Source organism: Mesorhizobium sp. WSM4849 (assembly GCF_055811385.1).
In genome coordinates this window covers 183,354-194,440 of sequence record NZ_JBVVPW010000014.1, presented here as the reverse complement: position 1 = coordinate 194,440, position 11,087 = coordinate 183,354, and the positions used below count along the sequence as shown (strand labels likewise).

Here is an 11,087-nt window from a genome sequence, read left to right as displayed (position 1 = left end):
AAGCGTTTTCCAGCAAGGCGCCTGCGATGCAGCCAAGCCAATCGGCCGCTCCACGCAAGCGCTTCAAAAGAGCAACAACGTCGTTCATCCCGGCCCAGGCGGCCGCCGAGCGCAAGCTCATCCCGCCGGGGCCATAGGCCAAGGCCAGACGCAGCAATGTCGCTGCGTCCGCAACATTGCGACGACGTACCAGCGCTCCCGTCGCTCGCGCCGTCGTGTCAAGATCAACACATTGCGACAGTCTCGAGATCAGAGCCTGCCAGTCGCTTTCAATCGAATCATTCCTCTGCATCTGGCCTAGGAATCACATCTCGATTCCACCAGTCTACCCCTAAGGTTAGCGCCTATGGGACAGCGCCCCGCTTCTGTCCTGCCGGACATCTCCCCACGAGTGGGGAGATTGGCTGTCACCACCGCTTTCGCCAACCTCCTTCGTCGCAGGGCGAGCGGGCGCTGAAACTGCTAATCTCCCCCCGTGTGGGGGAGATGTCCGGCAGGACAGAGGGGGGCGCGAAGGATCGCGACAGGCGAGCCCGTCAGCGCTCGCGGCCGAACCAGAACGCGTCGGCCATGCGCGCCATGCCGATCCGTTCGTAGAAGCCGACGGCGTCGGGCACGGAAATCAGTGAGATGGCGACGGACGGCCCGAGCTGCCGCCGCGCTTCGTCGAGCAGGCCCTTGCCGACGCCGAGCCCCTGCGCCGATTTGCAAACGGCGAGCTCGGAAATATAGCATACCCACGAGAAGTCGGTGATGCCTCGGGCGAGGCCAATCAGCGGCTTGCCAGGCGCATCGAGGCGCGCCGTCAACACCAGATCTGCATTGGCAAGCATCGCCTTCAGACGAACGTCGTCATCGATGGGCCGAGTGACACCGAGGCCGGATTCCACCAGCACGCGGCGGAACTCGGCTGCGTCGAGGGTCGGTTCGCTGGCGTAGAGGACTTTGGGACGTGTTGTCATGCCGGCCAAGGTGCACCATAGGGCGGCAACTTTGAAGCGGCCTGTGCTCCAGGACCAGGGCCAGCCCAAAACAGCCGCCTTTTATTTGCCCGCAGCTTTGTGTAAACCGGGCGCCAACACATCCCCGCAGCGAAAAGAAGACGGGCAAAGACCATGGAAAAATTCACCAAGCTCACCGGCGTTGCCGCGCCGATGCCGATCGTCAATGTCGATACCGACATGATCATCCCCAAGGATTATCTCAAGACGATCAAGCGCACCGGGCTCGGCAGCGGACTGTTCGCCGAAATGCGCTACAAGGACGACGGTTCGGAAAATCCGGACTTCGTGCTCAACAAGCCGGCCTATCGCAAGGCGCAGATCCTGGTCGCCGGCGACAATTTCGGCTGCGGCTCTTCGCGCGAGCACGCGCCGTGGGCGCTGCTCGATTTCGGCATCCGTTGCGTCATCTCGACCTCGTTCGCCGACATTTTCTACAACAACTGCTTCAAGAACGGCATCCTGCCGATCACCGTCAGCCCCGAGGATCTGGAGAAGCTGATGGACGACGCCTCGCGCGGTTCCAACGCAACGGTGTCGGTCGACCTCGAAGCCAAGGAAATCCGCGGACCGGACGGCGGCGTGGTCAAGTTCGACCTCGACGACTTCAAGCGGCACTGCCTGCTCAACGGGCTCGACGATATCGGCCTGACCATGGAGAAGGCCGACGCTATCGCCTCGTTCGAGAAGAAGAACGCCGCTGAGCGCCCCTGGGCCTGAGCGGTACGATGACCCGGCCGCGACAGGCCGGGTTCGTGGCGGCTGAACTGAGGGACAGTCATGACACGTTCGCTTCTTGCCGGCGCCTGCGCGCTGGCGTGGATTCTGATGCCGGTGGCTGGCGCGCATGCACAGACCGACATGGTGCTCGTGCCGGCTGACGATGCGTCCGGCCGGGCCGCCGACCTGGGCGCGTCGAGCAATGCGGCCCTAGCCGACGATGACAGCCAAGCACCGGTCCCGTTCGAGAGTGGGCAGCTGACCATCACCCAGCAGGAAGAGTATGGCGAGAAGGTGCTGGCCTATGACGGCAAGCAGCTGGCCAGCAATTACGAGGTGTCCTTCGACAAGATCGTCAAGGTCGGCGGGGTCAACGTCGCGCTGGTCGATGTCGGCGATGGCGGCAACCAGTGCGGCCCGGCCACGGTGATCGTCTGGAAGCCAGAAGGCGGCACCATCCAGAGCATCACGGTCGAGCAGGATGAATGCGGCGCACCGCCGGCTGCGATCTCCGACAGCGCCATCTATTTCGTGCCCTATCTGCTGCCGGGCGTTTCCAAGCCGGCGCTGCAATGGTCGCCGACGGACGGGCTGACGATTTCCGGCAATCTCACCTATATGCCGGAGCCCGGCACTGACTGGAAAGACGTCGATCCGTCGAAATACGACAACATCGTCGCCGCTTTCCACAACGAGGCCGTCTACAGGCTGGCCGAGACGCTGCTCGGCAAGGAGATGCCCGAGATGGCGACCAGCCTGCTGGTCGGCGGCGGCACCGAGAAAACCGCCTCGGGCGCCTTCTATGCCAGCGGCTGCGTGCCGCACAATTGCGGTGGCAATGACGGCTTCATGGCGGTCGATCCGGCCAACCACAAGCTCTATTTCGCCCGCCGGGGCGACAAGCCCGAGCCGGACGCGTGGCCAGCAGTGAACACGTGGCCTGCCGAGGTCAGGGAAGCGATGGACAAGGCGCTCGGCTCGCCGAATTAGCTTCTCTGCTTCGCGCCTTCGTTCCCGAGGCGGGGCCGAGCGGCGGCAGTCGTAACCCTAAAGCGCGTTGCGTCTGAAAGGATTCACGCAACGCGCTTTAAGTTCTTGTTTTTATGCATTTCGCTGTCCCAAAACCGCTGCGCACTTTTGGGCGACATGCATTAGAGCATCAACAAAAAGGCCCGGCGCATGGCCGGGTTTTCCGTCGAATAGAGATTTCCATCAGTCGCCATCGATCGCCGTGGCCATGCGGGCGATGGCCTGTTGATAGACGCTCGCGGAATTCCAGCCAGCAATTGCGCCCATATTCGCCTGCGCGCTCCCGCCGGCCCGCCAACCATGACCCTTGAGGAAGTTGGCGGTGGAAGCCAACGCAGTGCTCTTGTCGCGCAGATTTTTGTTGCCGACTCCATACTTCAAAACATTTCCGGGCAGGAATTGCGTGTGGCCAATCTCGCCATGCGCGGCACCGACCGACGACGCGCTCAACGCGCCGCGATCAACCAGCTTCAGGGCTGCAATGGCATGCGGATAAAAGAACTCCGGGCGGCGGCAATCATAGGCAAGCGTTAAAATGGCAGAGACCGTATTCTGGTTGCCCATGGAGGAACCGAAGCCGGTCTCCATGCCCCAGATGGCGAGCAACACACCCGGCGACACGCCGTAGGTTCCCTCGATCTTGTCGAACAGCGCCGCGTTCGACTTCTTCAGCGAACGGCCCTTGGAAATGATGGTGGATGCGCCACGGCGCTTCATGAAAGCTTCCACCGAGCCGCTGAAAGCCTTGTGGATAGCGCGGTCGGCGGCGATCGTCCTTTTTGCGTAGGTCGCGTTAGCCAGAGCGGCCAGACCCTTCGAGCCTACACCGTTGGCTCTAGCCTCCGAGGCGAACTCAGCCTTCCACGCTTCGAAGCCCGCGCCAGTATTGCCGCACTGGGCGGCCTGTGCCGCTGTTGCCGCCGCAAGCATCATCAATGCTGCCGCCGCGAAAATCTTTCCCTTGGCAAAAAATGCCATGTTTCTCTCCTGGTTGCCTGGATCTTGTCCCAAATACGAATTTGCCAGCGAAACGCCCGCTTGTCACCGTTGGAGCGACGTGCGCCCAGTTGGACGCAGTACGCTCCAACACTTTACAATCAGCGCATCGTGCTTTCCGACAATCGAAACCGATTTTCGAGCCGCCGCGCTAAGAAGTCGTTTACGCATCGCCACCGCAGCGCTGGCGAATGCCGGAGAACTTGCTTACGATCAAGCAATTATTGTGGCGGGGGCTAGAATATTCATGGAAGACGTTGACGTCGTGGTCATCGGCGCCGGTTCGGCGGGACTTTCCGCCGCCAAGACCCTGCGTGCGGCCGGCCTTTCCTTCAAGCTGCTCGAAGCGATGAACCGTATCGGCGGCCGCGCCTGGACCAGCGATCAGCATTTCGGCGTTCCTTTCGACATCGGCTGCGCCTGGCTGCACGCGGCCGACCGCAATCCCTATTTTGCCGAGGCGCAAGCCGCCCGCTGGACGCTTCATCATCACGACATGAATGTCGACCATCTCTATTATCGCAACCGAAAGGCGAGCGAGGACGAAGAGGCAGCAATGAAAGCGGCCGATATCAGGCTGTTCGAGCTGCTGGCGGCGCATGAGGTCAAGCCCGGCGACGACGACCGTCTTTCGGCGTTGCTCGCCAGGGGCCATGCGCCGCGCGCCGCCGCCACCTTTGCCGGACCGATGGACTTCGGTGCCGACGAGGACGAGATATCGATCCGCGACTTTCAGGCCGCCGCCGATCTCGAGCCGAACTATTTCACCAAGGAGGGGTTCGGCGCGCTGGTCGCCCGTTTCGGCGTCGACGTGCCGGTCGAGCTGTCGACGCCGGTGCGGAAAATCCTCTGGGACGTGCCCGGCGTCGCCTGCGTCACCGATCGCGGCACCATCCGCGCCAAGGCGGCCATCGTCACCGCCTCGCCGGCGGTGCTCGCCTTCGAGGAGGTCGAATTCGCGCCGGCGCTGCCCGACACGCATTTCGCTGCCTTCTTCGACCTGCCGATGGGCATGCTGACCAAGCTGCCGGTTGAAATCACGGGCACAAGGCTCGGGCTGGCGCCCTTCGACGACCTGCTGATCGAGCGGCTGGCCAGGCACGACATCTACTTCCTTTGCTTTCCCTTCGACCTCGACCTGATGGTCGGCTTCGTCGGCGGCGATTTTGCCTGGGAGATGTCGGCGGCGGGCGAGGCGGCAGGCGTCGACTTCGTCGTCGACCGGCTGTGCGCCATCTTCGGCGGTGACGTGCGAAAACATGTCGGGCGCGCCATGATGACCAATTGGGGCGGCGAGCGGTTCGTGCGCGGCGCCTATGCGGCGGCCCGACCCGGCCGTTCGCAGGCGCGCGCCACGCTGATGCAGCCGGTGGCGGAAAAAATCTTCTTCGCCGGCGAGCATCTGGCCGGTCCGCTGATGCAAACCTGCGGCGGCGCCAGGCTATCGGGCGAGGCGGTGGCGAGAACGGTCGCCGCCCAGCTTGCGGCAAAATAGCAACGGCAGGAACGCCGGCCGCCGACAGGCGTTTGGGCGATATGCCGCTCCGCACTATATCCGGGCTGATGATTTGAGACCTGGTGATTTGAGATTGGTATGAAGCTCTTCGATTGCCCGCATTGCGGCCACCGCCTCTATTTCGAGAACGCCCAGTGCCTGAACTGCGCCAGCTCCGTGCTCTACGATCCCGGGCATGCGCGCTTCGTGTTGTCAGGCGCCGGCGGCGTTTTCCAGTGCACCAATGCCGACGAGTGCGCCTGCAACTGGATGGCTGAACCTGGCCATGCCTTCTGCCGCGCCTGCGTGCTGAACCAGTTGATCCCGGACCTTTCGGTCGAGGGCAACCGCCGTCGCTGGATCCGCGTCGAAGCGGCAAAGAAGCGGGCAATCTATTCGCTGCTCGCCGCCGGACTGCCGGTCGCACCCAAGCAGAACGCCGGCGACGAGGCCGGCCTCGCCTTCGACTTCCTCGCCGATCCGATCGGCGGTCCGGGTGGCGAGCGTATCCTGACCGGCCATGACAACGGCCTGATCACACTCAATGTCGCCGAGGCGGACTCGGCCGAGCGCGAAAGACGGCGCGTCGAGATGGGCGAGAACTACCGCACTTTGCTCGGCCATTTCCGCCACGAGCTCGGCCACTATTTCTGGGACCGCCTGATCCGCGACGACCCGCAACGGCTTGCCGCCTTCCGCGCATTGTTCGGCGACGAGCGCGCCGACTACGAGCAGGCGCTGAAGGCCTACCATGGAAATGGCGCGCCGCCCGACTGGCAGCAGGGCCACATTTCGGCCTATGCCACGTCCCATCCCTGGGAGGACTGGGCCGAGACATGGGCGCACCATCTACACATCACCGATACGTTGGAGATGGTGCATGCGCTGAATTTCCCGCTCGGCCGGCTGGAAACAGTGGAGGCCAACGACCTGTCGCCGGGTGACACCGGCGGCGAACTGCAACCGGCGCCGTCAGAACCTGCCGCCGTTCCCGAAGCCTTCGAAAAGATCCTGGCCCGCTGGCTGGTGCTGTCGGAAGCGTCCAACTCGATCAACCGCTGCATGGGCCTGCCCGACCTCTATCCCTTCGTCATCTCGGAGGTGACGGCGCAGAAGCTGGCCTTCGTCCACGATCTCCTGACCGGTGTAGTGAAAGAAACCGGAACAAAACGTGAGCCGGCCGAGGCGTTTTAGCCGGAACGCATGAGGCGTTGTTTCGTTTTCGTTCGCGAGGGACCATCAAAACGGAGCGAAACCATGAAGCGCATACTATTTCCTGCTGTCGCCGGAGCGCTTGTCGCCATGTCGGGCACAGCCTTGGCCGATACCGCCGTTTCGGCGGTCGCCGATCTCAACATTCGCGCCGGCCCAGGCCCGCAATACCCGGTCATCGGCGTGCTCGCCGCCGGCCAGTCGGCAACGCTCGATGGCTGCATCCAAAACAGCAAATGGTGCACCATAGCCGAGGCCAATGGCCAGGGCTGGATCTATTCCGACTATGTGACGGCCGATTTCGGCGGCAACGAGGTCGTCCTGACCCGGCGCCCGGCCGCCGCAGACATTACCATCGTCGAGGCGCCCGCCGACGTCGACGATCCCGAAACCTATACCGGAGCGATCGTCGCTGGCGAGCCGATCGAGCCGATCAGGCGGCCGCCGGCCGAAGTCCGCACCTACATCGAGACCAACCGGGTCGACCCGGTCTATCTCGAGGGCGAGGTGGTTACCGGCGCGACCTTGCCCGATACCGTCGAGTTGCGCGAGATTCCGGACTATGACTACCGCTATGTCTATGTGAACGGTCAGCCGGCACTGGTCGACCCCGGCACCCGACGCATCATGTACGTCGAGCGCTGACATCAGCAAGCAATCAGGCGGCCGCCCGGCAAGAGCCCGCGGCGGCCGCGTCTGTCCGATATCGTTAACCTGAGCTTCGTGCTGGAGCGGCGTGCCCGCCGCTCCAGCCTTTTGTTCGAGCATCGGCTTTTCCCAAAACCGTTTCCACTTTTGGGTCCGATGCTCTAGATCATGCGACCCGATGCATCAGGCAAGGAACCGACGTGATATCAGGCCCTGTCGCGTTCGAGCGCTACCGGCGCTCTCCCAACGCCAAGACGACCCTGCCGCGGCTCCTGCTCGGAACGGCGATCGTCATCCTGTTCTGGGTCGCGACAACCATGGCCGTGCTGTTCGGCGGCGCCTATCTATTTGTTATCTGGCAGGCATCGTCTGGCACCCCGATGGAAGGAGGGGCGGTGCAGAATTTCTTGGCCTCGCCCGCCGGGATCCTCGCCGCGCTCGCCTCCTTTGCCGGAATCTGGCTCGGCCTGTGGGGTGCCATGCGCTGGGTCCATCGCGAGCCACTGATGGCGCTGATCGGTACCAGCCGCCGCGTTTCGCGCTCGGGATTTCTTAGGGGATTGGCCGCGGTGCTGATCACATCGCTGCTCTCCGAAATCCTGCTCTATCTCTTGCAGCCCGAGATTGCACGCGGTGCGATCGGCCTGTCGTCCTGGCTGCTGTTGCTGATCCCGATCGCTGCGCTGGCCTTGCTGCAGACCTCGTCCGAAGAGTTGCTGTTTCGCGGCTATCTTCTCAGGGGCCTGGCCAACCGGTTTCAAAACCCCTTCATCTGGGCATTGCTGCCAGCGCTTCTGTTCACTTCGATGCATTGGAGCCCAAGCTCGACGGCCGCCATCAACGCCTGCGTGCTAGCCTCGATCGCTGCTTTTGCGCTGCTCCTGACGCTTGTGGTCTATGCCACGGGCAACCTCGGCGCGGCCTTCGGCGCCCACCTCGGCAACAATCTGACCGGCTTCCTGCTGATTTCGCATCAGCAGAGCTATAATTCCTTCGCCCTGTTCAACGCCAAGCCGCTCGAAGGCCCCGGCTGGACGACGCTTGATGCCGTCCTCATCGCGGCGATCGGCATCGTCTGCAGCCTGTTGACTGTTCTGCTGCTGCTGCATCCGCGCTCGCCGCTGAAGGTCGAGCCGGATATTTCGCACTCCGGCGGCCCAAGCTGATGCGCATCACGCTGGTGGTGCTGCCATAAACCGAACCGGCCCGGTTCAGCGTATTCGGCCCGCACCTTGACTCCGCGGCCGATTTCCTGTCTACACGCCGCGAATTCCGCGACGAGTATCCCTCCGAGCAAGCCGACCGGGACGCCGAAGCCTCTTTGAGGTGACGTGCTGTAAATCGATCCTGGAGGCCAACATCCGGCAGCGCTGTGCGCCCCCGGGTGCTTTTTGGCTTTGGGCTTTTGCCCGGGCTGGCTTTGTTTGGGCCGGCTTTGAGTTGGATACTGGGTGCGAACGCATTACCTCTCGGATCGAACCCGAACCGAGATTGAAGGAAGACAGATGTTTGAATCCCTTCAGGAGCGCCTTGGCTCCATCCTGAACGGCCTTACCGGCCGCGGTGCCCTGTCCGAAGCCGATGTCTCGGCGGCGCTGCGCGAGGTGCGCCGTGCGCTGCTCGAGGCCGACGTGGCGCTGGAAGTGGTGCGTTCCTTCACCGACAAGGTGCGCGAGAAAGCCGTCGGCGCCGCCGTGCTGAAGTCGATCAAGCCCGGCCAGATGGTCGTCAAGATCGTCCATGACGAGCTGGTCGAGATGCTGGGCGCCGAGGGCGTCGCCATCGACCTCAATGCACCGGCTCCGGTCGTCATCATGATGGTCGGGCTGCAGGGTTCCGGCAAGACCACGACATCGGCCAAGATCGCCAAGCGTCTCACCGAGCGTCAGAACAAGAAGGTCCTGATGGCCTCGCTCGACACGCGGCGTCCCGCCGCGCAGGAGCAGCTCCGTCAGCTCGGCGAGCAGGTCAAGGTCGCCACGCTGCCGATCGTCGAGGGCCAGACGCCGGTCGACATCGCCCGCCGCGCCGTGCAGGCGGCAAAGCTCGGCGGCCATGACGTCGTCATCCTCGACACCGCCGGCCGCACCCATATCGATGAGCCGCTGATGGTCGAGATGGCCGACATCAAGAAGGTCTCGTCGCCGCACGAAATTCTTTTGGTCGCCGATTCGCTCACCGGCCAGGACGCCGTCAATCTGGCAAAAAGCTTCGATGAGCGCGTCGGCATCACCGGCCTGGTGCTGACCCGCATGGATGGCGACGGCCGTGGTGGTGCAGCACTTTCCATGCGCGCCGTCACCGGCAAGCCGATCAAGCTGATCGGCACCGGCGAGAAAATGGACGGGCTGGAGGAATTCCATCCCAAGCGCATCGCCGATCGCATTCTCGGCATGGGCGACATCATCAGCCTCGTCGAAAAGGCTGCCGAAAACATCGACGCCGAGCAGGCGGCGGCGATGGCCAAGAAGATGCAGTCGGGCAAGTTCGACCTGAACGATCTTGCCGGCCAGCTTCAGCAGATGTCGAAGATGGGCGGCATGGGCGGCATCATGGGTATGATGCCCGGCATGGGCAAGATGAAGGACCAGATGGCCGCCGCCGGTCTTGACGACAAGATGTTCGGCCGCCAGCTCGCCATCATCTCGTCTATGACCAAGGCCGAGCGCGCCAACCCGGATATTCTGAAGCACTCGCGCAAGAAGCGCATCGCCGCAGGCTCCGGCACCGATGCGGCCGAGATCAACAAGCTCCTGAAGATGCACCGCGGCATGGCCGACATGATGAAGGCGATGGGCGGCAAGGGCAAAGGCGGTGGCCTGATGCGTGGCATGATGGGCGGCCTGGCCCAGAAGATGGGGCTCGGCGGCATGATGCCAGGGGGCATGGGTGGCCCGGGCGGCATGATGGGCGGCGGCATGCCGGACCTGTCCAAAATGGACCCCAAGCAGCTCGAAGCCTTGCAGAAGCAGGCACAGGCAGCCGGTCTCGGCGGCATGAAGGGTCTTCCCGGTGGCCTTCCAGGTGGCGGTGGTCTGCCCGGGCTGCCCGGCGGCATGAAGCTTCCTGGCCTGCCGGGATCCGGCGGCGGGCTGCCAATGCTTGGCAAGAACGGCCCCGGCAAGAAGAAGTGAGGGCGCCATGAACGAAGAGAAGGACATGGCCGACGCTCGTGCGGCGCTGGTCGATTACCGCGCCTCGATCGACAACATCGACGCAGCGCTCATCCACATGCTGGCCGAGCGCTTCCGCTGCACCAAGGCGGTCGGCGAGCTGAAGGCGTCGCACGGCCTGCCGCCGGCCGATCCGGCACGCGAGCAGCAGCAGATCGCCCGCCTTCGCCAGCTGGCGAAGGACGCCCATCTCGACCCGGATTTCGCGGAGAAATTCCTGAACTTCGTCGTCCGCGAAGTGATCCGGCATCACGAGCAGATCGCCGCATCCAACGGCGTAACGAAAACCGGCTGAGGACCAGCCGTAACCCGAAAATCAGCGTTTTAGGAGAAAAGAAATGCCATTGAAAATCCGACTGGCCCGTGCGGGCTCGAAAAAGCGTCCCTATTACCACGTCGTCGTCGCCGACGCCCGTTCGCCGCGCGACGGCCGTTTCATCGAGTCGCTCGGCTCGTGGAACCCGCTGCTGCCCAAGGACGGCGAGCGGGTCAAGGTCGACGCCGACCGCGTCAAGCATTGGCTCTCGCACGGCGCCCAGCCGACCGACCGCGTGCTGCGCTTCCTCGACGAGGCCGGCATCGCCAAGCGTGAGGCCCGCTCCAATCCGAAGAAGGCCGAGCCCGGCAAGAAGGCGCAGGAGCGCGCCGCACTTCTGAAGAAGGCGCAGGACGATGCAGCCGCGGGGGTTTGCGGCGCCCCCCCCCCCCCCCCCGCGGGGGGGGGGGGGGCCCGCCGGGGGGGGGGGGGGTTTTTGGGTTAGGGAAAGCGGGGGGGGTGGCCGGCGGGTTTTTTTTTGGGGGGGTTTTGGCGGG

The 11,087-nt window shown here is 63.7% G+C and carries 11 protein-coding genes and 1 pseudogene; 9 read left to right on the top strand and 3 right to left on the bottom strand.

What is annotated here, in order from left to right:
* Window positions 1-292 (bottom strand): annotated as a pseudogene (locus AC0L3L_RS18260) (IS4 family transposase); the annotation flags it as partial.
* Between the two features lie 244 nt (window positions 293-536).
* The gene (locus AC0L3L_RS18255; RefSeq protein ID WP_473485984.1) at window positions 537-962 is read right to left on the bottom strand and encodes a GNAT family N-acetyltransferase; all 426 of its coding nucleotides are present in this window, start codon (window positions 960-962) and stop codon (window positions 537-539) included.
* Between the two features lie 153 nt (window positions 963-1,115).
* Here AC0L3L_RS18255 and leuD point away from each other — a divergent pair, with 153 nt between their 5' ends.
* Together leuD and AC0L3L_RS18245 are read left to right on the top strand one after the other, a co-directional pair.
* Complete coding sequence (gene leuD, locus AC0L3L_RS18250; RefSeq protein WP_123148747.1) at window positions 1,116-1,721, top strand: 3-isopropylmalate dehydratase small subunit; 606 nt, start codon at window positions 1,116-1,118, stop codon at window positions 1,719-1,721.
* 60 nt (window positions 1,722-1,781) lie between these two features.
* On the top strand, window positions 1,782-2,711 hold the full coding sequence (locus AC0L3L_RS18245) for a hypothetical protein (protein ID WP_473548881.1): 930 nt from the start codon (window positions 1,782-1,784) through the stop codon (window positions 2,709-2,711).
* A 222-nt stretch (window positions 2,712-2,933) separates the two neighbouring features.
* On the opposite strand, the gene AC0L3L_RS18240 is transcribed toward AC0L3L_RS18245, so the two are convergent.
* Window positions 2,934-3,728, bottom strand: a complete 795-nt coding sequence (locus tag AC0L3L_RS18240) for a lytic murein transglycosylase (RefSeq protein ID WP_473525907.1) — start codon at window positions 3,726-3,728, stop codon at window positions 2,934-2,936.
* Window positions 3,729-3,993: 265 nt separating this feature from the next.
* On the opposite strand from AC0L3L_RS18240, the gene AC0L3L_RS18235 reads away from it, so the two are divergent.
* From AC0L3L_RS18235 to rpsP, 7 genes are all read left to right on the top strand, one after another.
* Window positions 3,994-5,241 (top strand): flavin monoamine oxidase family protein, encoded by a 1,248-nt coding sequence (locus AC0L3L_RS18235; RefSeq protein WP_473485981.1) that lies wholly within the window; start codon window positions 3,994-3,996, stop codon window positions 5,239-5,241.
* Window positions 5,242-5,340: 99 nt separating this feature from the next.
* Window positions 5,341-6,435 carry a zinc-binding metallopeptidase family protein gene (locus AC0L3L_RS18230; RefSeq protein WP_473638618.1) on the top strand — a complete coding sequence of 365 codons (1,095 nt, stop codon included), beginning with the start codon at window positions 5,341-5,343 and terminating at the stop codon, window positions 6,433-6,435.
* A 63-nt stretch (window positions 6,436-6,498) separates the two neighbouring features.
* Entirely contained in the window at window positions 6,499-7,098 is a 600-nt protein-coding gene (locus tag AC0L3L_RS18225) for a DUF1236 domain-containing protein (protein ID WP_473638617.1), read from the top strand.
* A 203-nt stretch (window positions 7,099-7,301) separates the two neighbouring features.
* Window positions 7,302-8,267 carry a lysostaphin resistance A-like protein gene (locus AC0L3L_RS18220; protein WP_473638616.1) on the top strand — a complete coding sequence of 322 codons (966 nt, stop codon included), beginning with the start codon at window positions 7,302-7,304 and terminating at the stop codon, window positions 8,265-8,267.
* Window positions 8,268-8,606: 339 nt separating this feature from the next.
* On the top strand, window positions 8,607-10,235 hold the full coding sequence (gene ffh, locus AC0L3L_RS18215) for a signal recognition particle protein (protein WP_292410069.1): 1,629 nt from the start codon (window positions 8,607-8,609) through the stop codon (window positions 10,233-10,235).
* 7 nt (window positions 10,236-10,242) lie between these two features.
* Window positions 10,243-10,569: a chorismate mutase gene (locus AC0L3L_RS18210; protein WP_473638615.1), complete on the top strand. Its 327-nt coding sequence runs from the start codon at window positions 10,243-10,245 to the stop codon at window positions 10,567-10,569.
* 43 nt (window positions 10,570-10,612) lie between these two features.
* Complete coding sequence (gene rpsP, locus AC0L3L_RS18205) at window positions 10,613-11,035, top strand: 30S ribosomal protein S16 (RefSeq protein ID WP_473638614.1); 423 nt, start codon at window positions 10,613-10,615, stop codon at window positions 11,033-11,035.
* The last annotated feature ends 52 nt before the right edge of the window (window positions 11,036-11,087 follow it).